The sequence below is a fragment of the Exiguobacterium mexicanum genome, from assembly GCF_005960665.1.
In the GTDB taxonomy this organism is placed as follows: domain Bacteria; phylum Bacillota; class Bacilli; order Exiguobacteriales; family Exiguobacteriaceae; genus Exiguobacterium; species Exiguobacterium mexicanum_A.
In genome coordinates this window covers 2,409,025-2,434,307 of sequence record NZ_CP040676.1, presented here as the reverse complement: position 1 = coordinate 2,434,307, position 25,283 = coordinate 2,409,025, and the positions used below count along the sequence as shown (strand labels likewise).

Below are 25,283 nucleotides of genomic sequence, written 5' to 3'. Positions count from 1 at the left end.
CGGGTATCCTCCTTCAAAAAACTAATTGATGAATCAATCATTGATAGGTCACACAATGTATACTAATCGGTTTTGAAATAGATCGCAAATAAAAAGTTTCAAAAAAACTGTTGTCAAACTGTTATATAATAGTCTATATTAAAGTCAACTGATATATAACAATTGAATGGAAGGATGTGACGGCTTGGAACATTACAAACAAGTAGGTACTTATCACGTACATGAAACGTTGCTCGACTTCATCTCGGCTCGTATATTGCCTGACGAAGAGGAACACCGACAATTTTGGCCTGGGGTCGGGCGCCTACTCGATGAGTTCATTCCTCGGAATGAGTCACTGCTTCACGAACGTGAGTCGTATGAGCGACTATTACAGGAATGGTACAGCGAGCACAAGCAAGCATTTGACATGGAAGACTACGAGCGTTTCCTTCGGTCCATCGATTACATCGAAGCAGCCGTCCCCGATTTCAACATCGACGTTACGGGTGTCGATTCAGAGATTACAAGGCAAGCCGGACCGCAGCTCGTCGTTCCGCTCGACAATGCACGCTATGCATTGAACGCGGCGAACGCTCGCTGGGGAAGCCTCTATGACGCCTTGTACGGAACGGACGTCATCGACGAAGAGGACGGGAAAACGAAGTCGAGCGGCTATAATCCAGTTCGCGGTGAAGCGGTCATCGCCTATGCCAAACAGTTTCTCGACGATACATTTCCGCTCCGGGAGGGCTCGCACGAAGAAGCGAACGGCTATCTCGTGTCAGAGGGCAGGCCCTACGCCATCATCGAAGGGAACCGCATCGCGTTTCAAGACGATTGTCTCGTCGGCTATGTCGGGGAAACGAGTGATCCGAATAAGCTCTTGCTCGTCCATAACGGGATTCACGCCGAGTTGAAGTTTGACCGGGACCACCCAATCGGAAGGGTCGATCGAGCAGGGCTCATTGACATCGAACTCGAGTCCGCCTTGTCTGCCATCGTCGACTGTGAAGACTCGGTTGCCGCTGTTCGGGCGGAAGACAAGGTCCACCTTTACGCAAACTGGCTAGGCCTGATGGACGGGACGCTCGAAGCAACATTCACGAAAGGAGGTCGGCCGCTCACTCGGAAGTTGAACCCTGACCGGAAGTATGTCGGGAAAGACGGGCGTGAAGTCACGCTTCCGGGCCGATCGCTCCTCTTTATTCGAAACGTCGGGCACTTGATGACGACAGACTTGATGCTCGACGCGGAAGGACGTGAAGTACCGGAAGGGATCTTGGACGGGATTTTCACTGCGCTCATCGCGAGCCGCCACCTTGATGCCAGACGAAATTCCCGCGAACGCTCCATCTATATCGTCAAACCGAAGATGCATGGCTCGAAAGAAGTCGCGTTCACGAACGACTTGTTCGATGCGATTGAAGATGTACTCGAGTTACCGCGTCACACGCTCAAAGTCGGCGTGATGGACGAGGAGCGACGCACGTCGCTTAATTTGAAGAACTGTATCGAGCAAGTGAAGGAACGCATCGTCTTCATCAATACCGGATTCCTCGACCGGACGGGCGATGAGATTCACTCCTCGCTCACGCTCGGACCGATGCGCAAGAAAGGCGAGATGAAGACCTCGGAGTGGCTCGATGCTTATGAACGTCTGAATGTCCAGATCGGGCTTGACGCAGGATTCCATCAACACGGGCAAATCGGGAAAGGGATGTGGGCGATGCCCGATCGGATGCGCGATATGATGCGTGAAAAAAGCAATCATGTCCGGTCCGGGGCGACGACGGCTTGGGTGCCGTCCCCGACGGCGGCCACGCTTCATGCGCTGCATTACCATCAAGTCGATGCGTTTGACGTTCAGCGTGAGTTGGTGAATCGTTCGTTTGATCCAGCAACTGAGCGAGGGCGTCTGCTCGAGGTACCACTCGCCACGCGTCTCTATACAGATGAGGAAGTGAACGAGGAGCTCGAGAACAACCTGCAAGGGTTGCTCGGATATGTCGTCCGTTGGGTCGAGCAAGGTGTCGGTTGCTCCAAAGTGCCAGATATTCATCACGTCGGGTTGATGGAAGACCGAGCAACGCTTCGTATTTCGAGTCAACATGTCGCCAACTGGCTATACCATGGAGTCTGTAGCCGTGAACAAGTCGAAGCGACGCTTTACCGGATGGCTGAGGTCGTCGACGCGCAAAACGCGGAAGATCCGCACTATCGTCCGATGACGCCAGACGTAGACTACTCTATCGCCTATCAAGCGGCGAAAGAGTTAGTGTTTGAAGGCGACGAGTCGCCGAACGGATATACGGAACCCATTTTGCACCGGCGCCGTCGACAGTTTTTACAACAAGTGACATTAGAACCAAACTTAAAAGGAGGAGCATCATCATGACAACGAAAAAAATCGAAAGCGAACAGTTGATTGAACGTTGGGTCGTCCGTCGGATCGTCTCGGGGGAATCGACAGCGGCGCTCGCTAACACGGCGTTCGTCTATGGGAACGATTTGATGCGCCTCGTGCTCGACCGGGCCGACGGATCGCTCCAAATCATGAGAGAGCCGGTCGAAGAAGTCGTCATATTCCGGAAACCAGAAGATCGTGACGAAGAAAACGTCTGTCGTTGCTGCGGCATGGAGCACTCGTCATTCAAAGCGGCGCTCGAATGCTGTGCATACTTGGATTAAGCCCGCATTATCTGTTATATAACAAACGGTAAATATATAAATTAATATAATACAGGAGGAATGGATATGAACGAACAACAAATGCAGCTAGAGGATATGTTACAGTCGGAACGGTTTAACGGGGTCGAACGTCCATATGGGGTCGAAGACGTGATGAGACTTCGGGGATCGGTACTAATCGAGCATACGCTCGCGACAAAAGGAGCGGAACGGTTATGGGAGTTACTCCACGAGCGGGACTACGTCCACGCGCTCGGGGCGTTGACGGGGAACCAGGCCATCCAGCAAGTGAAGGCGGGTCTCGAAGCCATCTATTTGAGCGGATGGCAAGTCGCCGCCGATGCGAACTTGTCGGGGCACATGTACCCGGACCAAAGCCTGTACCCGGCTAACTCGGTGCCGAGCGTCGTCAAACGGATTAACCAGGCGCTTCAACGGGCCGATCAAATTCAAACGGCGGAAGGGAAAGGCGATACGCATTGGTTCGCCCCGATCGTCGCTGACATGGAAGCCGGTTTCGGCGGTGTGCTCAACGTGTTCGAGTTGACGAAGGCGATGATTGAGGCGGGTGCAGCCGGCGTCCACTTGGAGGATCAACTCTCTTCAGAGAAGAAGTGCGGTCACCTCGGCGGCAAAGTGTTGCTGCCGACACAGACGGCCGTGAAAAACTTGATTGCCGCTCGGCTCGCGGCAGACGTCATGGGGGTGTCGACGATTATCGTCGCCCGGACCGACGCCCACGCCGCGAACTTGATTACGAGCGACATCGACCCGATCGACCATCCGTTCATCGTCGGCGACCGGACGCCAGAAGGGTTTTATCGGACCGAGGCGGGAATCGAACAGGCGATCGCACGCGGTCTCGCCTATGCACCGTACGCCGACCTCGTCTGGTGCGAGACGTCCGAGCCTGATTTGGACGAAGCGCGTCAATTCGCGGATGCGATTCATGCGAAGTATCCGGGCAAACTTCTCGCTTACAACTGTTCGCCGTCATTCAATTGGAAGAAAAAGCTGTCGGATGAGGAGATCGCAACGTTCCAACAAGAGATTGGTGCGATGGGATACAAGTTCCAATTCGTCACGCTCGCTGGCTTCCACTCGCTCAACTTCGGAATGTTCGAACTCGCACGCGGGTATAAAGACCGCGGGATGGCCGCCTACTCGGAACTGCAACAGGCCGAATTCAGTGCAGAACAGCACGGTTATACGGCGACACGTCACCAACGTGAGGTCGGGACCGGGTATTTCGATGAGGTGTCTCTCGTCATCTCGGGAGGCCAGTCGTCAACGACGGCACTGGCCGGATCGACCGAGGCAGAACAATTTGAAGCGCCGTCCCATTAAGCGTCGCCCCTCCACAAGAGGGGCTTTTTTTGTGTCCAAATTCAGAACGCGTGCATCCTGTTCACTTAAATGTGACGTATTTCACATTTTTGTCGTCAAACTCTTGCTACGCTGAACATGTCAAAATGAATATGGAGGTTATGACAGATGACACAGACATTCACGGGCGATACGCATGTATCTGAAATCGTCAAACAATGCCCGCAAGCGGCAGACGTTTTCAAACGGAACCGAATCGATTTTTGTTGTGGCGGCAACCGGCCACTCGCTGAAGCGACTGACAAATCGAAACGGTCGACGGAAGACATTTTAGAAGAAGTCAATGCGCTCTATCAACGCAAGCAAGAGATGAACGAGAAGAGCATCGATTGGGATGCTGCTTCTTCATCGGAATTGATTGAGCACATCATTTATAAGCATCACCAGTTTTTGACGGACGAATTGCCACAGCTCACACCATATGTGACAAAAGTGTTCCGGGTTCACGGACAAAACCATCCGCACCTCGGACGCATTCATCAACTGTTCAATCAATTGAAAGTGGAACTTGAACAACATATCGTCAAAGAAGAGACAGAAGACTTCCCGACGTTGCTTCGTCACGAGACGGCACCGACAGCTGAAACGAGACGGGAGCTTGATGACATCTTGGCCTCGCTCGAGTCAGAACACGCGGCAGCCGGTGACATTTTAAAAGAGTTGCGTCAAATCACGAACGACTATACGCCGCCTGAAGGAGCGTGTGGGACGTATCGTCTTGTCTATCAACGGTTAGAAGCGCTCGAATCGGATACGTTTGAACATATTCATCTCGAAAACAACATTTTATTCCCGCGGGCGCGCACGTTCGCTTAAGCAGTGGCACACCTCTACTTACGTGGGGGTGTCTTTTTGTGACGTTTGATACAGATGGGAGGCAAATCAAGCGCTACGATAAAGGGGAGGCAAAGGAGTGATTAATCATGAAACGGGTGAGTGGAGTCATCGTAGGGGTGACGGTCGCCTTGAAAAAAGTCGATTTGACGTTCGAATGGGACGGGACACAGCTCATCATCGAGTCGTTTGGGAAGACGAAAGGCGATACCGGTGTCGAAATGGAGGCATTGACAGCAGCAATGGTCGCCGCCTTGACCGTGTACGATATGACGAAAGCAGTCGATAAAGGCATCGTCATCGGACCGACGTACTTGCTCGAGAAACAAGGCGGGAAGTCAGGGGACTACATCCGATGACACCTGTCCTAGAACGTTACGCGCGGCAGGCCCGGTTCCACGGCATCGGGGTGGAGGGCCAATAACGTCTGATGGAAAAATGCGTGCTCGTCGTCGGTCTCGGCGCGCTCGGGGCGGCCGTTAGCGATTAACTTGTTCGGGCCGGCGTCTCGCTCATCCTCGTCGACCGCGACTATGTCGAGGTGACGAACTTACAACGACAGACGCTCTATACGGAACAGGACGCACGTTCCGAGACGCCGAAAGCGGTCGCAGCGCTCGAACGCCTGCGGGCCATCAACTCAGACGTTGAGTTGGACGCTCAAATCGCCGATGTCTCGTGGGATTGGCTTCGGCCTTTGCCGTCCGTTGATCTCATCTTGGACGCAACCGATAACGTCGAGACGCGTCTTCTATTGAACGATTTCGCACTCGAGCGTGGCATTCCGTTCTTGTTTGCCTCTTGCGTCGGGGCATACGGCATGAACTACACGGTGATGCCGGGAGAAGCGCCGTGTCTTCGTTGTCTCATGCGTCATTTGCCGCTAGCCGGGCAAACGTGCGCGACAGCGACTAGATATCGCACGTCTCGTCGATGTGTCTTGTCCTTCTTGTCAAATTCACGACTATCCGAGCCTCGTCCCGAATCGGCAACAGACAGCACTCCTCTGTGGGCGTGACGTCGTCCAAGTCCGTCGGTCCATCGAAGGGCTTGAACCAATCGCACATCAACTCGAGCGTGCGGACATCGCTGTGAAACAGACACCGTTCACATTAGAATGGCGATGGCGGAATCATCGGATGCTTTTATTTAAAGACGGTCGTGTGCTCGTCCATGGAATTGATGACGCGAACGTCGCAATCGCGATGGTCGATGAGTGTCTTGGCGCATAGAAAAGTGTCCCCCGAAAAGCGGAGGACACTTTTTTGGTTAGCGTGGGATTGTAAGCACTTGCCCAACGCTAATCAAGCTGACGTTCGTAATATTGTTGGCGGCTGCGATTTTAGCGACAGTCGTGTTATACATCGTCGCAATCTTATAGAGGGTGTCCCCTGATTTAACCGTGTATTTTACTGTGGTCGTTGGTGGTGTGACGGTCGTCCCTGGGATGATGAGGACTTGTCCGACAGTGATTGAATTGATGTTCGTAATCTTGTTGGCGGCGGCAATCTTAGCGACGGTCGTTTTGTACAAAGTGGCGATCTTATAAAGCGTGTCACCCGATTTGACCGTATATTTGACGGTCGTCGTAGGTGGAGGAGTTACAGTGGTACCTGGGATGACGAGCACTTGCCCGACATAAATCGAGTTGTAGTTGGTGATTTTATTGGCGGCTGCAAGAGCAGAGACGGTGACGCCGTAAGCACGAGCGATGCTATAAAGGGTATCGCCTGATTTGACGGTATACGTTTTGCTGGTAGATGTGTTTTGGTAAGCGAGCAATTGCGAGACGGTGACGAACTTGTAGCCTTTCGCTTTCAACTGGGCAATCATCGTCGGCAAGGCGAGTGGTGTACCTGGAGCGCCGGCACCGGTGTGCATCAAGACGATTGAGCCTGGTTTGATGTTCGCCTGTACTTTCGTATTGATTTGGCTAGCAGTGACTCCTTTCCAGTCCACGGTATCGATGTTCCATTGAATCGTATAACCGTAGCCGGCAGCGCCGACTCCGCTCAACACGGCGCTATTGACGGCGCCGAACGGTGCCCGGAAGATTGGTTTTGTCGTTTTGCCAGTAAGCGATTTAATGAGCGATTCCGTCCGATCAAGTTCTGATTTCATTTGCGTGGCGGTCAACTTTGTGAAGTCTGGATGGGTATATGAATGGTTACCGAGTTGGTGACCTTTAGCTGCGATGTTTTTAATGTATTGAGGATGGTTATTGGCGCCTGATCCAGTCAAAAAGAAAGTGGCTTTGACGTTGTTCTTGGCAAGTATGTCCAAAATCTTATTCGTATTCGTACCATCCGCCCCGTCATCGAACGTCAACGCGACAACTTTACTCGTCGTATTCACGCTCGTGATGAATTTCGAAGCGGCGGCGTCAGCCGATTTTGGATAAGCGACTAACGGTGCCAACATGATCAACAAGGCCATCAACACACGTACAAACTTGCTCTTCATTTTGGTTTCGCCTCCATTCTTGGATGTATGTATCTTGATGTTAAGGCTTTCCATATATTGAGCTGTGTATATATTTTATATACCCCCTTTTAGTGGTAAACATCGTCTAACCCTAAAAATAGGGAAAGGAATTTTTGGATAATGACTCTCAATATTTGTGTTCAATTTATGAGTGACAAACGTGTCAAATATCACACAATCCTCACACATTTCCTAAAAAAGGGTGCTATCATGAACAATGTGTGAAGAATGTAAGCGATTGAATAGGGGGATTCAACATGAATAAATCAATGAAACGGTTCGGGGTGGCATTTGGTCTCGTCGGTCTGTTCGTCCTTGGGGCGTGCGGAGCCGATGAAACGGCCAGTGGTACGGAGACGGTGCAGTCGATGGAACCGGTAGAAGCAGAATTAAACGTTCCGGCCACGGCGGACAAAGACGAGACGGTCACGTTGGCGGTTCGCGTCACACAAGACGGTGAAGCGGTCGATGATGCCGACGAGATTAAGTTCGAGGTCTGGAAAAATGGCGCCAAGGAAGAGAGTGAGATGACGAAAGCGTCGCTCACAGAAGATGGAGTCTACGAGGCGGAGACGACGTTTGTCGAAGAAGCAGTTTACACGGTGCAAGTCCATGTGACGGCCCGTTCGATGCATACGATGCCGACGACTAACGTTACGGTCGGCCATCCGGAGACGGCGGCCGAGGCTGAGGTTGAAGCTGAGCAAGACCATCACAACCACGCGGGAGCAGACATTGTCCTTGATCCGACTCAAGCTGTCGCCAATGAAGTCCAACCGTTCACAGTCAACGTCAAAATTGAGCATGAGGCGTTGACGGGTGCGGACGTCCAACTCGAAGTGTTCAAAGACGGAGCGGACAAGCACGACTGGGTGAAGCTTGATGAAACGGAAGGCGGAAGCTATGCAGGTGAGCATACATTCAAAGAGTCAGGCATATACAACGTTCAAGTCCACGTGACGAAAGGACACGACATCCATGAACATATCATGGAGACGGTCGAGGTCAAATAAAAAAATCGATCGGCCGCGGCCGATCGATTTTTTTATGCGTTCTGATAGAGTGACTCGACTTGCTGTTGAAGCGATTCGTTCTCGAGGAACTCGTCGTACGTCGCTTCTTTGTCGACAATCCCGTTCGGCGTCACTTCGATGATGCGCGTGGCAATCGTCGAGATGAGCTGATGGTCATGCGAGCTGAAGAGGAGTACGCCTTTGAACGTTTCGAGACCGTTGTTGAGCGCTGTGATCGACTCGAGATCCAAGTGGTTCGTCGGATCGTCGAGGACGAGGACGTTCGAGTTCGAGAGCATCATTTTCGAGAGCATGCAACGCACTTTCTCTCCCCCTGAGAGGACAGATGCTTTCTTCATGACTTCTTCGCCTGAGAAGAGCATACGACCGAGGAAACCGCGAAGGAACGTATCCGACTCGTCGGCTGGTGAGAACTGGCGTAACCAATCCAAGATGCTCTTATCCGAGCCTTCGAAGTATTCCGAGTTGTCTTTCGGGAAGTACGACTGTGTCGTCGTCACGCCCCATTTGACCGTACCCGTGTCCGGTTCCATCTCGCCCATGATGATTTTGAAGAGCGTCGTGATGGCAACGTCCGAACGGCCGACGAATGCGACTTTGTCCGTCTTGTTGAGTGAGAACGTGACGTTGTCGAGTACTTTGACGCCATCAATCGTCTTCGAGACATTGTCGACGTAGAGCACGTCGTTCCCGATTTCACGTTCCATCGAGAAACCGACGAACGGATAGCGACGTGATGATGGACGGATATCGTCGAGCGTGATTTTATCGAGCAACTTCTTACGCGACGTCGCTTGACGCGCCTTCGAGGCGTTCGAGCTGAAACGGGCGATGAAGTTTTGAAGTTCTTTAATTTTCTCTTCTTTTTTCTTGTTCTGGTCGTTGGCCATACGCGAAGCGAGTTGGCTCGACTCGTACCAGAAGTCGTAGTTCCCGACGTACAATTGAATCTTCCCGAAATCAAGGTCGGCCATGTGCGTACAGACTTTGTTCAAGAAGTGACGGTCGTGGGATACGACGATGACGGTATTCTCGAAGTTGATCAAGAACTCTTCAAGCCATTGAATCGCTTTGAGGTCAAGACCGTTCGTCGGCTCATCGAGGAGAAGGATGTCAGGTTTGCCAAACAATGCTTGAGCAAGGAGGACTTTGACTTTCTCGCCACCTGTGAGCTCGCTCATGAGCTTGTGGTGTGATGCATCCGTGATCCCTAGTCCTTGAAGGACCATGGCAGCTTCTGATTCGGCTTCCCAACCGTTCATCTCAGCGAATTCGCCTTCGAGTTCAGCAGCGCGCATACCATCTTCGTCAGAGAAATCTTCCTTCATATAGATGGCGTCTTTCTCTTTCATGACTTGATACAAACGCTCGTGGCCCATGATGACCGTCTCGAGTACCGCTTGATCTTCGTACGCATAATGGTCCTGCTTGAGGACGGCGAGGCGTTCGCCAGGTGAGAAGCTGACGTCACCTGTCGTCGTTTCTTGCTCACCGGCAAGAATTTTTAAGAATGTCGACTTCCCGGCACCGTTCGCGCCGATCAAGCCGTAGCAGTTGCCTGGTGTGAACTTGATGTTCACGTCTTCGAACAACTTGCGTCCACCGAATTGGAGACTTACGTTATTTACTGTAATCATGTATAGGATCCCTCGTTTTTCTGATTAGTTTACGACGTGTATTGTATCACGTTTTTTGAAAACGCGCAGTCGTGGGTAAAAATGAAACAAACAGCAGCCTGATTCGTATAGAGAAGAAAGGGGGAATCAGCCATGAAAACAACACTCTCGCTGAAAGAAGCGTGGTCAAACTACTACAGCCGAGATTTCTTCCGGCTCTGGGTCATCTTCCTCGTGACGGGCATTGGGTCGTATTTTCTATTCAGGGCCGTTATCGCTCCTGAACAAGTGGACGAAATTTTAGCTCAGCTCGGCGAATCATTTGAATCACAAGGATTGACGTTCGATTCGAGCGCACGCGAGACGATGATCGCCCTATTCGTGAACAATACGCGCGTCACGTTGCTCGCTTTCCTGCTCGGAATGATCCCGCTCTTCATCCCGTATGTGTTCGTCGTCATCAACGCCGCGGTCATCGGCCTGGTCGCCATGCTCGTTGGGGTTGCCAGCGAATCCGTGATCCGGGTCATCGTGCTCGGCATCTTGCCCCACGGTATCACCGAAATCTCGGCCATCTTGCTCGGAGCGGCGATGGGGTTGTCGCTCAACCGTTACATCTGGAAAAAACTACGCGGGAAAAAGACCGACGTCACGTTCAAGGCGTTGTTCGTGGCAGGCGTGAAGACATTCCTCGTCGTCGCGGTACCGCTCCTCGTCATCTCTGCGATCATCGAGGCGTACGTGACCCCACTGTTATTACAGTAAAAAAGCCATCGCTGATGGCTTTTTTACTTGAAATGAGGCGTCGTCTCGACACAGTGGGTTAAACGAATCCCTTCCGTAGACACATCGCCATTCACTTGCCAGATTTCAAGTCCGTCCGCGATTGCGTCGCGAATCAGCTGCCGAATTCGTAAGTCGTGTTTCCGATTCGGGTTGCCGGTGAAGATGGGCGCATCATATAAGAAAACATACAGCAAGACGGCCCGACCCGTTTTCGGCAACGTCGCAATGAGTGTCTCGAGATGTCGAATCAACCGTTCGGTCTCGATCGGTCTCGCCACCGCACGCCGTTCAAAGCGGGGTAGAGGCGTTACGAACAACTCGGCTAGAGGTGCTTTCACTTCGATATAAGTGCCATCGACTTTAAAGTCGATTCGTGACGCATCGACGACTTTCTCTCGTTCCACATGTTTCGGAGAAGGAAAAGCTGAAATCACGTTCGTCCGCAACCAATGTTCGACGAAATCGTTGACGCGGCCTTGATGAATTCCAATCCATTGTCGGTCCGCGTCGATCGAGATGGCCTCCACTGTGAAGGCGGTGTTCCGTCGCGGGTCGTCCGTCGCTGAGACGAGGCAAGGCACCCCGTCAAAGACGAGGTCGCCAATGCGACCGGTGACCGGACAGTGGCAGGCGACGACAGTGTCGCCGAGCAATACGTCCATCACGAACCGATTGCGGCGTTTCAGGATGATCCCTTCCTGCAGGGGAGATACAAAGCGATACATCGTCAGACGACGCGCGTGACCGTCGTGTCGAGTTCGAACGCGACGTTGCCGGCCAAGGCGCGTGAAATCATACAGCCATCCTTCGCTTTTTTGGCGATTCGTTCGACGAGCGTGATATCGCGATCTGTGGCCGTTTTTGGAACGTTGATACGTGTCGTGTAGCGAATCGTCTCATACGTGAAGACACCGTTCGTCACGTCGACGATGCCTTCGGCGTCAATCGTGATGCCTTGATGAGGCAGTTCGCTTCGCCCGAGCATAGCCGCAAGTGTGATGATATAGCAGGTCGCCGCAGCACCGAGCAACATCTCATCCGGGTTCGTCCCGATGCCCGGTCCGTCCATTTCCGGGGGAATCGATATCTGTGTCTTTAACCGTTCGGCCTCGATCGTTCCGACGTCGTTGCGTCCGCCGGTCCAGTCGAGGTTCATTTGAAACGTATGCTTCATAAAAAATCGCCTCCAATGTCTCTATTCTAGAAGAGAACGATTGGAGGCGCATGTGTTATGCTCGCGCGCGTTCAGCGAACGTACGGAGCGTCTGGATGATGACGTGGGTCGCTTTTTCCATGTTGTTGACGGAGACGTACTCGAACTTGCCGTGATAGTTCTCGCCGCCCGTGAAGATGTTCGGGGTCGGGAGTCCCATATACGACAGTTGCGAACCGTCCGTCCCGCCGCGAATCGGTTCGATTTTCGGTTCGATGCCAAGTTCGCGCATGACGTCGGCGACGGTGTCGACGATGTGTTTCACCGGCTCGATTTTCTCGGCCATGTTGTAATATTGGTCGTCCATTTTTAAGTCAACGCGTGCTTCGCCGTATTTCTGTTTCCATTCGACGACGAGCTTTTCAAGCAACGCTTTGCGCGCCTCGAACTTCGTGCGGTCGTGGTCGCGGATGATGTATTGCAGCGTCGTCGTCTCCACGTCGCCAGAGAAGCCGTTCAGATGGAAGAAGCCTTCATAGTCGCTCGTATGCTCTGGGGCTTCATCAGCCGGAAGGCGGTTGTGGAACGCCATCGCCAACTTCATCGAGTTGACCATCTTGTTTTTGGCACTGCCCGGGTGCACGTTCGTCCCATGGAACGTGACCGTGGCGCCGGCAGCGTTGAAGCTCTCGTATTGCAGTTCACCGAGCGGGCCGCCGTCCATCGTATAGGCGAAATCGGCGTTGAAGCGGGCGACGTCGAACTTATGTGGTCCGCGGCCAATCTCTTCGTCCGGTGTGAAGGCGATTCGCACCGGGCCATGCGGGATTTCCGGATGGGCCAATAAGTATTCGACCGCGGTGACGATCTCGGCCATGCCGGCTTTGTCGTCGGCACCGAGCAGCGTCGTGCCGTCTGTCGTGATGAGTGTATGTCCAACGTAGCCATCGAGCTCCGGGAAGTCACGCGGCGACAAGATGACTTGGAGCGCCTCGTTCAAGACGATATCGCCGCCCTCGTAATGTGCGACGAGTTGCGGGTTGACGTTCGTCCCGGTGAAGTCGGTCGCCGTATCGACGTGGGCGAGCAGGCCGATCGTCGGTACGTCATGGTCGACGTTACTCGGAAGGGTGGCGAACAAGTAGCCATAGTCATCCGTCTCGACGTCCTCGAGTCCAATCGCTTTTAACTCAGCCTCGAGATGGCGAATCAAATCCCATTGTTTCGCCGTCGACGGTGTCGTCTCACTCGTGAAGTCGGACTGTGTATCAATTTTTGCATACGTGATTAAACGTTCAATTAATTTCGATTGCATGGTCTGCCTCCTCTAATCAATCTGTTCTCGTTTAGTGTAGCATGAGAGCCGGTTTTGAGAAGTATCGAAATTGTTTGAAAATAAAAAGAGAGGCGCTAAGGCCTCTACTTTTACTCAATTTGTATGAAACAAGGGTGCTGGCCTTTTTTAAAGAAGGAACGGCAGGAGAAACGGCAACAAAAACGACGTGAAGATGGCGGACAGGCCCATCGCCGCGCCCCCGGTGGCCCCTGAGAGCGGATGTTCTGTCGCGGCTTGAGCCGTGCCGATGCCGTGGCTGATCGTTCCGAGTGCGAGTCCTCGCGTGAACGGATCAGTCACTTTGAAAAGCGACAACATTAGCGGACCGAACATGGCACCGAGTATGCCACAGGCGACAGTGATGGAGGCAGCAAGCGCCGCGTCTCCTTGGAGCTGTTTTGCCAGTTCGAGTGCAATCGGAGCAGTGACGGATTTGACCGCTAGCCCGATGAGCACTTGGTCCGTCAGTTTGAGCGCCGTTCCAATCATGACTGCGACGATAATCGTCGAGACGGTACCGGCAACGATTGCACTGAGGGCACGTCTCGCGCGTGCGAGTAGCGTCGGCAAGTTGCGGTACAACGGCAGACCGAGGGCGACGGTCGCCGGGCCGAGTAAAATCGTGATCAAATCTTTGGCCGGTTCATACACGTCGTACGGTTGTTCAAAGAGAAGGAGGATCACAATCAAAATAGTTGTGCTCAAGAAGACGACGTTCGTGAACGGAGACGCCCATTTAAATGATAGTTTTCGGCTGATGAGATAGACACCAACTGTGACGAGTACCCAAAATAATGTCATGACGCTTCACCTCGTCTTCCGGAGATGATGGCGGTCACGATGAGCCCCACACTTAGACTGATCATCAAGGCGAGAAAGAGCGGGATCCCTTCTGCTTTTAATAGATTACTATAAGACATGAGACCGACCGCAATCGGGATGAAGAAGAAAGCGAGATGTTTCGTGAGGAAGCCGGCACTGTCCTCGATCCATTCGACTCGGATGATTTTTGTCATAAGTAATATCAACAACAGCATCATCCCGACGACGTTCCCAGGCACTTTCCATTCTAAAGTGGCGACAATCCAATTGACGAGCGCGCTTAACCCGAATAAGAGCGAAAGGCCGATCATCCATTTGATAAAGAGTTGCATGTATACCATCCTTTCGCATTTAAGTTCAAAACGTATGGATTCTCTCAAACTTTATCATCTAGGTCAAGAGAGAGGCGAGGACAAAAAAGAGAATGGGTACGTACGTTCGCTGTGATACACTATGAGCATCCTATGTAAACGAGGTGTGGAGATGGAACTACAAGCGGTGAAGCAGTTTATAAAAACACATGGAATTAAGGACGGGAATGAAGTCTTGGCGGCGTTCATGAAACGAATCAACTTGAAGCTCGTACCGCGGACGGCGCGAGAAGAAGTGGCAATCGGGCATTCAAAATTTGGCGGTTACCCAGATTTACCGAGTGTGTCGGACCATCCGGGAGAAAACTTGACGTTTTTGGCGCAATTTCGCTTGAGCGACTTCGTAGGCTTCGAGTCGGTCGAGGAGCTTCCGAAACAAGGATTGCTCTCTTTCTTTTATGATATGGAGGAACAGCCGTGGGGTGATACAGATGAACGTCATCTTTGGCGAGTTCTCTACACTGAAACGACGACACTTGAACGGGTCCGGATTGGCGAGGCACTCAATGAGCGAGCCGTCGTGTTCGAGGAATCCTACGCACCGAACGTTGATACGCTATTCAATCTCATGACTGAAGACGAGTACATCGCCTTAGAAGAGTTGTTCGATGAAGGCGAGGTGCACGCGATCGGCGGACATCCGGACGAAGTGCAAAACGATGTGTTCGAAGAAGTGGAAGATACGTACGGTGACCGTTTCAGCGATCCGTTCCTCCTTTTCCAAATGGATTCAAGCGAAGAACTCGACATCATGTTCGGTGACGCCGGCATCCTTTATTTCCTCATCCCGACCGAAGCGCTCCGAGCCAAACGGTTTGAAGAAACCGAAATCATCATGCAATGCCATTGAACACAAAAAAGAGAGTCGATCCTGTTTAGGTCAACTCTCTTTTCCGTTACACTTCTTTATTTTTACGGAACCGCGCGAAGAACTCATACACGATTGGGACGATGAGGAGCGTCAACAGCGTCGAACTCGTCAATCCGCCGATGACGGTCACACCGAGACCTTTCGAGATCAAGGCGCCGCCTTCAAGGCCGAGGGCGAGCGGTGCGAGGGCACCAATCGTCGCGAGCGCCGTCATGAGGATCGGACGGAGACGCGTACCGGCTGCTTCGAGCAAGGCATCGCGTGTCGAGAGACCGGCCGCTTCTTTATGAATGACGCGGTCAATCAAGACGATGGCGTTCGTGACAACGATTCCGATCAACATGAGCGCACCGATTAAGGCAGATACCGAAATCGTTTCGCCTGTGATGAGGAGAGCGACAAGTCCCCCGATAATCGCGTAAGGGAGCGAGAACAGGACGACGAAAGGCGTAACGGCACCACCGAACGTGATAACGAGCACCAAGTAGACGATGGCGACGGCCGCGAGCATGGCGAGACCGAGCTGGGTGAACGATTCTTGAATCTGTTCAGTGACCCCACCGACGTCATACGAGACACCAGTCGGGAGCTCGATGTCAGACACACGTTCTTCGATAGCAGCCGAAGCTTCCGTCGCTTTGTCCGTGCTGAGCTCGACGTTGACGCGAGCGAGGAGCTTCCCGTCGCGTTGGACGAGCGTATCCGGTGTCGTACCTTCCTCGACTTCGATGAAGTCCGAGATTGGCCGAGGGCCGAACGGCGTCGTCACTTCTTGTTCTTGCAACTCTTCGATGCTGTCGTACGTGACTTGTTCTGTCGGGATGATGACATCGAGTTGCTTGTCATCGATCGTCACGGTCGAAAGCGGGCTTTCTTGCGCTTGGAACTGTCCAATCGTCTGGGCGAGCTGAGCGGCCGAGACGCCTGCCTCAGCAGTAGCTTGCTGGTCGACGTTGAACGTGTACTGCACGTAAGATTCGCGAAGATCGGACGTCGCTTGACGGACGTAATCCGTCTCTTCTTCAATCGTCTCGATGAATGTCGGGACGATGGCTTCTAGATCTTCGAGCGAGTTGGCATAGACGTTGTACGTCACGCCACTCGTGCCGGCGCCGCCGGCGAAGTCTTGCTCTTTCCATTCCCCGCCTGTAGCGAGTTCGTTCAAGCGTTCGACGTCAGCGATTTTGACGTCAGCGAAATCTTCTGTGTCCGGGTCATACTGGACGATGAAAATCCCTTGTTTGTTGTTCCCCGGGTTGAGCGGGTTCTCGCCACCGACCGTGAATTGGACGTCGGTCGCGTCTGCTTGCTCTTCCATGAAATAAGTTTCGGCGATTTCAGCTGCCGCAATCGAATCGTCAAGTGTTTGGCCCGGTTCTGGGTCGAACGTGACGTAAAGCGTCTTCTCCGACTCTTGGTTCAAGAAGTTGACCCCGATGGCTGGGACGAGGGCGAAACTTCCGATTAAGAGTGCTGTCGCGAGACCGAAGACGACGAGTTTATGGTTGAGCGACCAGTTGAGGACACCACGATACCATTGCGCGAGCTTCCCTGGTCCTTCTTCTGGTTTCAATTTATCGCGGTTCTTAAAGAACGAGTCGGCCATCATCGGTACGACCGTGATCGCGACGAGTAATGACGCGAGCAAGGCGAAGACGACGGTCAAGGCGAACGGTAAGAACAGCTCACCGACGAAGCCAGTGACGAACCCGAGCGGCAAGAAGACAGCGATTGTGACGATCGTCGACGACGCGATCGGAATGAACACTTCTTTCGTCGAGGCGATAATCAGTTCTTTGCCTCGCAACGTTTCGTTCGGACGGGTGAGGCGGCGGTAAATGTTCTCAATGACGACGATGGAGTCGTCGACGACGCGTCCGATGGCGACGGTCATCGCGCCGAGCGTCATGATGTTAAGCGTGATGTCGAGCTGTTTCAAGACGATCAATGCCATAAGGAGCGAGAGCGGAATCGAGATGACCGCAATAATCGTCGAGCGGAAGTTACGAAGGAACACGAGAATGATCAAGATGGCGAACAAGCCACCGAGCAACGCTTTCGAGACCATCGTCTCGACCGATTCTTCAATCGGTTGACCTTGGTCGAGCGTGACCGATACTTTGGCCGTGTCATAGTCGGCTTCGAAGTCGGCGAGCACGTCTTTGACGGCGTTGACGACGTCGACGGTGTTCGCATCTTGTGTTTTCGTCACTTGAATCCCGATGGAACGTTCCCCGTTCGACCGTGAAATCGATTCCTCGATCCCGCGGTCTTCAATCGTCGCGAGTTCGCTCAAGGCGACGGTCGGGACAGTCGTCGGGATGTTGGCTGGTGGCACGGCACCTGGCACTTCAGTCGGGACTTGTGGAGTCTCGCCAGTCGGAAGTTCTGTTGGCGCACCTGGCACCGGCTGTTCCGTTTGTGCGGGTGAGTACGGGATTTGGAGGTCGCGGAACGCCTCGAGCGTCTCTGACTTCCCGTCGATGACGACGGCTTGTTCCGTATCACCGAGTTCATACAAGCCGAGCGCGATGCGGGCATCGTTCGCTTGAATCAACTGTTTGACCGTGTCTTCCGTCAAGTTGTATTCGGCAAGTGCCTCCTCGTCGAACTGAAGCTCGACGCGACGAATCTCTTGTCCGGCGATTTGCACGGTCTGAGCGCCTTCGACACCTTCAAGCGCTGGTTGTAACTCATCTTCAACCAATTTCGTCAATTCAGCCAAATCGAGACTCTCATCCGAGACGGCTGCCCCGATGACCGGGAACGCGTCAAAGCTGAGACGCGACACTTGCGGGTCTTGAACGGCTTCAGGCAACTCGACGTTGCTGAGCGCGTCTTTGACGAGTTGTTCAGCCTCTTCCATGTCGGTGCTGAAGTCGTAATCAATTTGAATGTTTGAAGCGTTCTGGAACGAAGACGAACGAACTTGTTCGACACCGTTCAAGCTCTTCAAGCGCTCTTCGAGCACGGTGCTCACTTCATCGAGCACTTGTTCAGGTGAGGCTCCTGGATAAATCGTCGTCACCGAGACGGTCGGTGTCGTGATGTCAGGCAATGTTTCTAGTTTCATCGTCAAGCCGGCGAAAATTCCGGCGGCTGTCAAGATGATCGTCATCAACCAGACTGCGAACTTGTTGTTGACGGAGAAGGACGTGATTTTCTGCATGGGGTTCATTTCTCCTCTGATGGTTTAGTCTGTTTTACCCGCATCGATATGCCGGGCTCGCTCGATCAAGCGAGCGATAATGTCGTGCTTCAAGGCAGGGGGGGCGACGCCGACGTTGAAGTGCTCGGACATCATCATGCCTTCGAGTGCATAACGGATGATCATCGTCTCGACGGGGTCGCTCGTCTGTTGAAACGCTGCGAAGAACGTGTCGAGGTCATGCTTCCACCGTTCGGCGTACTCTTGGTCGACAGCGAACAGCGTCAAGAAGGCAATCATCTTCTCGGCGTCGATTTGAATCGGTGAACGCTCGGGATGGAGTTTCGTCTCGTCAAATAGGCGGACGAACGCTTCGACAGGACCGTTGCCGTCCGCTTGAAGCGACTCGTACAACTCGTTTTGCTCGGTTTGGAGCCGTTCGACGATGGCGGTCAACAGCGCTTCTTTGGATGGATAATGATACAGGAGACCACCTTTCGAGACGCCAGCCGTCTTGGCGACTTCATCTAATGTAAGATGATGCACACCATGCTCCATGATGATATCCGTCGCGGCATCCAACAATTTCTGTTTCGTGATCATTGATCGGTTTGTCATGTCATGCCTCCTTTCTGTACCGACCAGACGGTTTGTTCTCTTTCACTATAGAGGGCTAGTCGTTTTAAAGTCAAGAAATGATAAGGTCAAAACTGTTAAGTTATATACGTATAACTACGGTAAACGATTTCAAAAAAAGGTTGACGTGAGAATGATTATCAGTGATGATAGTAACTGAGAGTAATTATCATTACCAATAATAGAGATGAATAAGTGGGGGATTATGAAATGAACAAAAAGTACATGGCACTTGGCCTTTCGGCTGCGCTCACAACATCGCTTCTTGCGGCTTGCGCCAGCACAGAAGAAACGACGACTTCAAGCGACAACGAGACAGCAGAAGAGTCAAAAGTCGTTAATGTTTACTCGAGCCGTCACTATGATGTCGATAAAGAGCTTTACAAGCAGTTCGAAGAAGAGACAGGCGTGAAAGTCAACGTCGTCGAAGGGAAGAGCGATGAGTTGCTCGAGCGTTTGAACACAGAAGGCGATAACACGGAAGCCGATCTCTTCATCACAGCGGATGCAGGGAACTTGTATCAAGCGAAAGAAGCGGGACACCTGCAAGCGGTCGATAGCGACGTGCTTGAGTCGAACGTCCCAGAGAAATATCGTGACACAGATAAAGAATGGTTCGGTCTCACGAAACGGGCGCGTGTCATCGTCTATGCGAAAGACCGCGTGAAACCAGAAGACTTGTCAACGTATGAAGCACTCACAGAAGAACAGTGGAACGGCAAAGTACTCGTCCGTCCGTCTGAGAACATGTACAACATCTCGCTCCTCGCCTCATTCATCGAAGTGAACGGTGTCGACCAGGCAAAAGAGTGGGCGAAAGGCATGGTCAACAACTTTGCACGCGACCCACAAGGGAACGACCGTGACCAAGCGAAAGCAGTCGTGGCCGGTGAAGGTGATGTCGCCATTATGAACACCTACTACATGGGTCTCATGTTGAATTCGGAAGATGCGGAAGAGAAGAAAGTCGCTGAACAACTTGGCGTCTTCTTCCCGAACCAAGATACGACGGGGACACACGTGAACATCTCAGGAATCGCGATGACGAAAGCCTCGAAGAACTCGGAGAACGCGAAGAAGCTCATGGAGTTCATGTCTGATCCGTCGGCACAAGAGCAGTTCGCGAGCGTAAACTACGAGTATCCAGTAAATGAATCGGTTGAACCGAACGAACTCCTTAAATCATGGGGTGAGTTCAAAGAGCAGGACATCAACTTGTCTGTCCTCGGTGAAAACCAGCAAGAAGCCATCCGCGTCTTCAACGAAGCGGGCTGGAAATAAGAAGACTTCGGCTTGAACAGACGTTCAGGCCGAAGATTTTTGCGTTTCTCGACACGCTAGCGGTACAACGAGAGCGTTGAACCTGATATGATGGGACAGGAAGTGACTGAACGAAAGAAGAACGGGAGTTGTACGACATGAACTGGTACGCGCTGAAACGACAACTGAATGGATGGGCCATCCTCAGCTTTATCGCGCTCTTGTTCATCGTCCTGCCAGGTGTCGTCGTCTTGGTCGAACTATTCGCACCGGTCAATGACAACTGGCAACACATCCGCGAGTATTTGTTGCCGACTTACGTACGCAATACCCTGTTCATCATGCTTGCGACCGGCCTGCTGACGACGATTATCGGGACGAGCTTAGCTTGGTTCGTCACGGTATACGACTTCCCGTTCCGTAAGTTCTTCAAATGGGCGCTCATCTTACCGCTCGCCATCCCGCCTTATATCGGGGGATACACGTATCACGGGATTTTGAACTATACGGGCGTCATCCAGACGACGCTACGCAATGAGTTCGGCATCACCGTCGACCAGACGTATTTCAACATCATGACGATTCAAGGAACGGTGTTCATCTTCACGCTGTTCTTGTATCCATACATTTACACGATCACGCGGGCCTTCTTGCACAACCAATCGTCCTCGATGATTGAGAACGCCCGCATCCTCGGCCGCGGCTCATGGGATATCTTCTTCACCGTCGTCATCCCGATTTCGCGTGTCGCCATCATCGGCGGGGTCAGCCTCGTGTTGATGGAAGTATTGAACGACTATGGGGTCGTCAAATACTTCGGGATTCAAACGTTCAGCACGGCCATCTTCAGTACGTGGTTCGGGATGAAAGATACGTCCTCGGCGCTGAAACTCGCCGGGACGCTCATGATTCTCGTCATCGCCATCTTGACGATGGAACGGCTCGTCCGAGGTCGGAAGCAGTTCAGCTATGCGACGACGAAAGTGAAGCCGCTCAAACCGAGACAATTGAACGGGTGGCACCGCTACGCCGTATTCGGCTATGTGGCGACCATCTTCGCCGTCGCGTTCCTCATCCCGTTCGTGCAGCTCGTCGCTTGGACGGTATTGACGTTCGAACAAGTGTTCACGGCCGAGTTTTTCCGCCTCGTCTGGAACACGGTGAGCGTGGCGTTCATTGCGACCGTGATCATTCTCGTGTTCGCGCTCATCATCGCCAACTACACGCGCCTGTTCCCGTCGAACATGACACGCGTCATCTCGAAAGTGACGACGCTCGGTTATTCGATTCCGGGAGCGGCCATCGCCATCGCCGTCATCACGTTGTTCTTGCTGCTTGATGAGTGGGTGCTGAACGTGGCGCTCGCCTTAGATTTAGGCCAGACGTTCGTGTTCAGGACGACGCTCATCATGCTCATCTTCGCCTACGTCATCCGCTTCCTCGCCATCGGCTATAACTCGATCGAGAGCGGATTTGAGAAAGTCGGCAAATCGTTCACGGAAGCGTCGCGCATGCTCGGCTGGGGAACGGTGCAGACGTTCTTCCGAGTCGACATCCCGATGATTAAAGGGGCGATCATGAGCGCGTTCATCCTCGTCTTTATCGATATTATGAAAGAATTGCCGCTGACGCTGTTTTTACAGCCGTTCAATTTTTCGACGCTCGCCACACAGGCGTTCAAATATGTCAGTGACGAGAAGATACATGAGGCCGCGCTCGCCTCAATCGTCATCGTGCTCATGAGCGGACTGTTGATCTTTGTGTTCCATAAGGTGCTTGATAAGGAGGCCGACTAATGTTTGTTCAAATCAACGATTTACACTTCAGCTATAAAGGTGCGCAAGCCGAGACGATTAAAGGATTCTCAATCTCGATCACGAAAGGTGAAATCGTCTCGCTTCTCGGTGACAGCGGTTCTGGGAAGAGTACGATTTTACGCCTCATCGCAGGACTTGAGATGCCGAATCAAGGCGTCGTCGTCGTCAACGATTGTGTCTGTTGCGACGATTGCCAGTTCATGCCGCCTGAACAGCGTGGTGTCGGGATGGTGTTCCAAGACTATGCGCTCTTCCCGCATATGACCGTTGAGAAGAACATCCGCTTCGGTCTGCATAAATTGAGCCGGAAAGAGCGGAACGAGCGTGTCGAAGAGATGCTGACGCTCGTGAACTTGTCCGAGTTCCGTCATCGCTATCCGTATGAGCTCAGTGGTGGTCAGCAACAGCGTGTCGCGCTCGCGCGTGCGTTGGCACCGAAACCATCGCTCCTCATCTTGGATGAGCCGTTCAGCAACTTGGACACGTCGCTCCAACATCGCATTCGGGACGATTTGCGCCGCCTCCTCAAACAGACGGGAACGACGACCATCTTCGTTACCCACGATGAAGAGGATGCGGAGGCGCTCGCCGACCGTATCGTCTATCTCGGAGAAGGCAAAATTAAAAAGCAGGTTATGACGGAGAACAACAAGACGTTCAATCCGCAGATTCCATGTTTCGTCTAAACGAAAAAGCATGCCTCATCGAGGGATGCTTTTTTTGAAGGCGAAATCAGATACAAAGCACCCACAGACCGCCATCTGTGGGTGCTTTGGTCATCACTTCGTCTGTGCGGAAGGACTCGACTCGTTCCCGAGTTGATCGATGGCTGTCACGTAATAAGTGGCCTGTTCGTTCATGACTTCTATACTCTTCCGAGCGTGCGACGGGATACTCTCGATATGGGTCTCTTCACCATCGACGACCTCATAGACGCGATAGCCGATGACGGCGTCGTCACGGACGGCGTGCCACGTCAATAAGTTCCCGCGGAGTTCGACGCTCGTCGGTGCGTCGAGTTCGACTTCGGTATTGATCTCGGTATCGACAAGTTCGGTATAGACGACGAAACGCTCGTCGTAACCGCCGTCACCGAACGTACCGGAACACGTGATCAAGTTCAAATGTCGACTCGACGTGGCCCCGAAAATATCTTCGATCGGTGCGTTTTTCGTATCGTAACTCTCTGTTTTTGTGACACGAAACGTCAACGTGTTGCCATTCTCATCAATAATTGTCACGTCATCGCCTGTCTTCAGTTGATCGAGCTCATAGAAGACGGCGGGGCCGGTCTTACTGTCCACATGTCCGGCGATGACGGCATTCCCTTTACTGCCTGGCTTGACGCCGGGCTCGAACCAACCGACTTGGTTCTCGTCTTTTGGGACGCCCATCTGGCCGTTGTCGAGTACGCCGACCTGTTCGATTGCGGTGTCGACCTTGATTTTAGGAATTTGAAGTTGGACGGGTGTCGCGGCCTTGGCACTTTCCTCTTCCTCGGCTAATCGAAGCTTCTTCACCTCTTCCTGTAGAAGTGAGAATTCAGCCGATAAATCTGGGCTCTCCTCTATTTGTTTTTCTTCTACAGGTGGTGACGACGATTCTTGGGCGCTCGTCCACGTCCAGAAGCCAAAACAAAAGAGAGAGAGCGCCAGAAACAAATGGCGCTTGTTCATGGGGCTCCCTCCTTATTGAATTATTGTTCAGACACTTTACGGTTGCGAAGCGTTACGAAGGCGAGCAAGATTCCGCCAAGTACAGCAAGGCCAGCGTAGAGCGTGTTCATTGATTGTTCTTGTGCACCACCGAGACCTGTTTCAGGCATCTCTTCAGGCATTGTTGTTTCAGCGAACTTGTCAGGCATTTGTGTCACGATCGCGTTACCGAGTGTCTCACCAACACCGAACATGAACGCGTATCCTTCACGGAATGACATCCAAGCGGCATCCGCATCACCAGCTACATACTGATCGAACGTTTGAAGCACGAGGGCCTCATGTTGTTTGATGGCTTCTTGGCCAGCTTCTTGTGGCAAGTTACCTTCTGTCGCTGCATCGAGGAATGTGCTGAAATCGACAGCGAACTGGTCGAGCTTCATACGTGCTTCTTCAATTTTAGCTTCATCGCCTTCGAGTGTAGCGGCAACGATGTCACCTTGGGCTGTGATGTGGTTCCCGTTCCATACTTTTTCGAATTGGGCTGCACCTTCGTCACCGTAGACTGAACCGATGGCTGCTTTGAAATCGAGTGTGTTCTGATCTTCAGCCCAGCTCACGTAGTCGAAGTCTTCTGCTTGATCGTAGCCTTTTTGCATGCCGATTGCTGCGAGAGCGAAGTGTTCACCAGCAAGGCTGTTCAATGTTGAACGAAACTCGACGGCCGGTGTGTCAGCAGCAGTTTCAAACTTGTCAGGCATCTGTGTGACGATTGCGCCTGAGAGGGCTTTACTGATGTCGAACATGAGCTTGTACCCTTCGCGGTACGTCATGTATGCCGACTCGTAGTCACCTGCGACATAGTTGTCGAATACTGAGAGAACTTGGTCTTCGTGAAGCTCAAGTACGTCAGCGGCTGCGTCTTTTGGTAAGTTACCTTCTGTTGCTGCATCAAGGAATGTTGAGAACTCTTCGACGAATTCGTCGACCTCAGCTTCAGCGTCAGCGCGAAGCTCTTTGTCTTCTGATTTAGCCGCTTCAACGAAGTCAGCTGAGTAGTCGTTGTGACCAGCGAAGATGTCTTCGAACTGGGCTGCGCCCTCATCTCCATAAATCGAAGCGATGGCCGGTGTCATGTCGAGTGCGTTTTGATCGAGTGCCTTCATCGCGACTTCAGCGTCTGGTGCTCCATCATAAGCTTTCATCATCGATGTGACGGCTAAGACGTAATGCTCAGACAGTAATTGGTCGAGCGTGGCTCGTAAGTCACCTGCTGGTGTGCTTGCTGTCGGCGCGTGATCCGCTGCCTGTGCATTCAATGGGACGAGTAAGCCGAGTGCGAGTGCCGGCGCTACAATCTTGTTCATTGTTTTCTTCTTCATGGGTAATCGCTCCTTTTTTTGA

Annotated in this window: 22 protein-coding genes and 1 pseudogene; 12 read left to right on the top strand and 11 right to left on the bottom strand. The window is 52.5% G+C overall.

Going from position 1 to position 25,283, the window contains the following annotated elements; genetic code table 11:
• Nucleotides 1-184 precede the first annotated feature (184 nt).
• From FED52_RS12905 to FED52_RS14000, 6 genes and pseudogenes are all read left to right on the top strand, one after another.
• Nucleotides 185-2,377: a malate synthase G gene (locus FED52_RS12905; protein ID WP_138860126.1), complete on the top strand. Its 2,193-nt coding sequence runs from the start codon at nt 185-187 to the stop codon at nt 2,375-2,377.
• Nucleotides 2,374-2,670 carry a hypothetical protein gene (locus FED52_RS12900; protein WP_029596327.1) on the top strand — a complete coding sequence of 99 codons (297 nt, stop codon included), beginning with the start codon at nt 2,374-2,376 and terminating at the stop codon, nt 2,668-2,670. The genes FED52_RS12905 and FED52_RS12900 overlap by 4 nt, the downstream gene beginning before the upstream one ends.
• Before the next feature lie 66 nt (nt 2,671-2,736).
• Complete coding sequence (aceA, locus tag FED52_RS12895) at nt 2,737-4,017, top strand: isocitrate lyase (protein WP_431189069.1); 1,281 nt, start codon at nt 2,737-2,739, stop codon at nt 4,015-4,017.
• 147 nt (nt 4,018-4,164) lie between these two features.
• On the top strand, nt 4,165-4,872 hold the full coding sequence (ric, locus tag FED52_RS12890; RefSeq protein ID WP_138860124.1) for an iron-sulfur cluster repair di-iron protein: 708 nt from the start codon (nt 4,165-4,167) through the stop codon (nt 4,870-4,872).
• 149 nt (nt 4,873-5,021) lie between these two features.
• Nucleotides 5,022-5,249, top strand: a pseudogene (locus FED52_RS12880) (cyclic pyranopterin monophosphate synthase MoaC); the annotation flags it as partial.
• 182 nt (nt 5,250-5,431) lie between these two features.
• On the top strand, nt 5,432-5,908 hold the full coding sequence (locus tag FED52_RS14000; protein ID WP_233546956.1) for a ThiF family adenylyltransferase: 477 nt from the start codon (nt 5,432-5,434) through the stop codon (nt 5,906-5,908).
• 251 nt (nt 5,909-6,159) lie between these two features.
• Here the strand turns inward: FED52_RS14000 and FED52_RS12870 are convergent, their stop codons facing one another.
• The gene (locus FED52_RS12870; RefSeq protein ID WP_138860123.1) at nt 6,160-7,353 is read right to left on the bottom strand and encodes a LysM peptidoglycan-binding domain-containing protein; all 1,194 of its coding nucleotides are present in this window, start codon (nt 7,351-7,353) and stop codon (nt 6,160-6,162) included.
• 278 nt (nt 7,354-7,631) lie between these two features.
• On the opposite strand from FED52_RS12870, the gene FED52_RS12865 reads away from it, so the two are divergent.
• Nucleotides 7,632-8,387, top strand: a complete 756-nt coding sequence (locus tag FED52_RS12865) for a FixH family protein (RefSeq protein WP_138860122.1) — start codon at nt 7,632-7,634, stop codon at nt 8,385-8,387.
• Nucleotides 8,388-8,419: 32 nt separating this feature from the next.
• Here FED52_RS12865 and FED52_RS12860 read toward each other — a convergent pair whose 3' ends face one another.
• Nucleotides 8,420-10,045 (bottom strand): ABC-F family ATP-binding cassette domain-containing protein, encoded by a 1,626-nt coding sequence (locus FED52_RS12860; protein ID WP_034780623.1) that lies wholly within the window; start codon nt 10,043-10,045, stop codon nt 8,420-8,422.
• A 132-nt stretch (nt 10,046-10,177) separates the two neighbouring features.
• On the opposite strand from FED52_RS12860, the gene FED52_RS12855 reads away from it, so the two are divergent.
• Nucleotides 10,178-10,789 (top strand): stage II sporulation protein M, encoded by a 612-nt coding sequence (locus tag FED52_RS12855; RefSeq protein WP_138860121.1) that lies wholly within the window; start codon nt 10,178-10,180, stop codon nt 10,787-10,789.
• Nucleotides 10,790-10,812: 23 nt separating this feature from the next.
• Here the strand turns inward: FED52_RS12855 and FED52_RS12850 are convergent, their stop codons facing one another.
• From FED52_RS12850 to FED52_RS12830, 5 genes are all read right to left on the bottom strand, one after another.
• Nucleotides 10,813-11,535, bottom strand: a complete 723-nt coding sequence (locus tag FED52_RS12850) for a DNA/RNA nuclease SfsA (protein ID WP_138860120.1) — start codon at nt 11,533-11,535, stop codon at nt 10,813-10,815.
• Nucleotides 11,536-11,537: 2 nt separating this feature from the next.
• Nucleotides 11,538-11,984 (bottom strand): OsmC family protein, encoded by a 447-nt coding sequence (locus FED52_RS12845; protein ID WP_114164930.1) that lies wholly within the window; start codon nt 11,982-11,984, stop codon nt 11,538-11,540.
• A 55-nt stretch (nt 11,985-12,039) separates the two neighbouring features.
• Entirely contained in the window at nt 12,040-13,278 is a 1,239-nt protein-coding gene (gene pepT / locus FED52_RS12840) for a peptidase T (RefSeq protein ID WP_138860119.1), read from the bottom strand.
• 147 nt (nt 13,279-13,425) lie between these two features.
• Nucleotides 13,426-14,100: an LrgB family protein gene (locus FED52_RS12835; protein WP_138860118.1), complete on the bottom strand. Its 675-nt coding sequence runs from the start codon at nt 14,098-14,100 to the stop codon at nt 13,426-13,428.
• Nucleotides 14,097-14,453 (bottom strand): CidA/LrgA family protein, encoded by a 357-nt coding sequence (locus FED52_RS12830; protein ID WP_138860117.1) that lies wholly within the window; start codon nt 14,451-14,453, stop codon nt 14,097-14,099. The genes FED52_RS12835 and FED52_RS12830 overlap by 4 nt, the downstream gene beginning before the upstream one ends.
• Before the next feature lie 151 nt (nt 14,454-14,604).
• On the opposite strand from FED52_RS12830, the gene FED52_RS12825 reads away from it, so the two are divergent.
• On the top strand, nt 14,605-15,342 hold the full coding sequence (locus tag FED52_RS12825) for a YwqG family protein (protein WP_138860116.1): 738 nt from the start codon (nt 14,605-14,607) through the stop codon (nt 15,340-15,342).
• A 46-nt stretch (nt 15,343-15,388) separates the two neighbouring features.
• Here FED52_RS12825 and FED52_RS12820 read toward each other — a convergent pair whose 3' ends face one another.
• Nucleotides 15,389-18,532, bottom strand: a complete 3,144-nt coding sequence (locus FED52_RS12820; RefSeq protein ID WP_138860115.1) for an efflux RND transporter permease subunit — start codon at nt 18,530-18,532, stop codon at nt 15,389-15,391.
• A 24-nt stretch (nt 18,533-18,556) separates the two neighbouring features.
• On the bottom strand, nt 18,557-19,129 hold the full coding sequence (locus FED52_RS12815; RefSeq protein WP_138860114.1) for a TetR/AcrR family transcriptional regulator: 573 nt from the start codon (nt 19,127-19,129) through the stop codon (nt 18,557-18,559).
• A gap of 228 nt (nt 19,130-19,357) precedes the next feature.
• Between FED52_RS12815 and FED52_RS12810 the strand changes: the two genes are divergently transcribed.
• From FED52_RS12810 to FED52_RS12800, 3 genes are all read left to right on the top strand, one after another.
• Nucleotides 19,358-20,428 (top strand): Fe(3+) ABC transporter substrate-binding protein, encoded by a 1,071-nt coding sequence (locus FED52_RS12810; protein ID WP_138860113.1) that lies wholly within the window; start codon nt 19,358-19,360, stop codon nt 20,426-20,428.
• Nucleotides 20,429-20,565: 137 nt separating this feature from the next.
• Nucleotides 20,566-22,203: an ABC transporter permease gene (locus tag FED52_RS12805; RefSeq protein WP_138860112.1), complete on the top strand. Its 1,638-nt coding sequence runs from the start codon at nt 20,566-20,568 to the stop codon at nt 22,201-22,203.
• On the top strand, nt 22,203-22,910 hold the full coding sequence (locus tag FED52_RS12800; protein WP_138860111.1) for an ABC transporter ATP-binding protein: 708 nt from the start codon (nt 22,203-22,205) through the stop codon (nt 22,908-22,910). The genes FED52_RS12805 and FED52_RS12800 overlap by 1 nt, the downstream gene beginning before the upstream one ends.
• Nucleotides 22,911-23,003: 93 nt before the next feature.
• On the opposite strand, the gene FED52_RS12795 is transcribed toward FED52_RS12800, so the two are convergent.
• A complete protein-coding gene (locus FED52_RS12795; protein WP_138860110.1) occupies nt 23,004-23,900 on the bottom strand; it encodes a class F sortase in 897 nt (298 codons plus the stop codon).
• A gap of 20 nt (nt 23,901-23,920) precedes the next feature.
• Nucleotides 23,921-25,261 (bottom strand): globin family protein, encoded by a 1,341-nt coding sequence (locus FED52_RS12790; RefSeq protein WP_138860109.1) that lies wholly within the window; start codon nt 25,259-25,261, stop codon nt 23,921-23,923.
• Between the last annotated feature and the right edge of the window lie 22 nt (nt 25,262-25,283).

What these genes read in the sequence shown, in the direction of transcription:
- FED52_RS12900 (WP_029596327.1), top strand. Translation starts at nt 2,374, where the DNA reads ATGACAACGAAAAAAATCGAAAGCGAACAGTTGATTGAACGTTGGGTC.
- aceA (WP_431189069.1), top strand. Translation starts at nt 2,737, where the DNA reads ATGAACGAACAACAAATGCAGCTAGAGGATATGTTACAGTCGGAACGG.
- ric (WP_138860124.1), top strand. Translation starts at nt 4,165, where the DNA reads ATGACACAGACATTCACGGGCGATACGCATGTATCTGAAATCGTCAAA.
- FED52_RS12870 (WP_138860123.1), bottom strand. Translation starts at nt 7,353, where the DNA reads ATGAAGAGCAAGTTTGTACGTGTGTTGATGGCCTTGTTGATCATGTTG.
- FED52_RS12865 (WP_138860122.1), top strand. Translation starts at nt 7,632, where the DNA reads ATGAATAAATCAATGAAACGGTTCGGGGTGGCATTTGGTCTCGTCGGT.
- FED52_RS12860 (WP_034780623.1), bottom strand. Translation starts at nt 10,045, where the DNA reads ATGATTACAGTAAATAACGTAAGTCTCCAATTCGGTGGACGCAAGTTG.
- FED52_RS12855 (WP_138860121.1), top strand. Translation starts at nt 10,178, where the DNA reads ATGAAAACAACACTCTCGCTGAAAGAAGCGTGGTCAAACTACTACAGC.
- FED52_RS12850 (WP_138860120.1), bottom strand. Translation starts at nt 11,535, where the DNA reads ATGTATCGCTTTGTATCTCCCCTGCAGGAAGGGATCATCCTGAAACGC.
- FED52_RS12845 (WP_114164930.1), bottom strand. Translation starts at nt 11,984, where the DNA reads ATGAAGCATACGTTTCAAATGAACCTCGACTGGACCGGCGGACGCAAC.
- pepT (WP_138860119.1), bottom strand. Translation starts at nt 13,278, where the DNA reads ATGCAATCGAAATTAATTGAACGTTTAATCACGTATGCAAAAATTGAT.
- FED52_RS12835 (WP_138860118.1), bottom strand. Translation starts at nt 14,100, where the DNA reads ATGACATTATTTTGGGTACTCGTCACAGTTGGTGTCTATCTCATCAGC.
- FED52_RS12830 (WP_138860117.1), bottom strand. Translation starts at nt 14,453, where the DNA reads ATGCAACTCTTTATCAAATGGATGATCGGCCTTTCGCTCTTATTCGGG.
- FED52_RS12825 (WP_138860116.1), top strand. Translation starts at nt 14,605, where the DNA reads ATGGAACTACAAGCGGTGAAGCAGTTTATAAAAACACATGGAATTAAG.
- FED52_RS12820 (WP_138860115.1), bottom strand. Translation starts at nt 18,532, where the DNA reads ATGCAGAAAATCACGTCCTTCTCCGTCAACAACAAGTTCGCAGTCTGG.
- FED52_RS12815 (WP_138860114.1), bottom strand. Translation starts at nt 19,129, where the DNA reads ATGACAAACCGATCAATGATCACGAAACAGAAATTGTTGGATGCCGCG.
- FED52_RS12810 (WP_138860113.1), top strand. Translation starts at nt 19,358, where the DNA reads ATGAACAAAAAGTACATGGCACTTGGCCTTTCGGCTGCGCTCACAACA.
- FED52_RS12805 (WP_138860112.1), top strand. Translation starts at nt 20,566, where the DNA reads ATGAACTGGTACGCGCTGAAACGACAACTGAATGGATGGGCCATCCTC.
- FED52_RS12800 (WP_138860111.1), top strand. Translation starts at nt 22,203, where the DNA reads ATGTTTGTTCAAATCAACGATTTACACTTCAGCTATAAAGGTGCGCAA.
- FED52_RS12795 (WP_138860110.1), bottom strand. Translation starts at nt 23,900, where the DNA reads ATGAACAAGCGCCATTTGTTTCTGGCGCTCTCTCTCTTTTGTTTTGGC.
- FED52_RS12790 (WP_138860109.1), bottom strand. Translation starts at nt 25,261, where the DNA reads ATGAAGAAGAAAACAATGAACAAGATTGTAGCGCCGGCACTCGCACTC.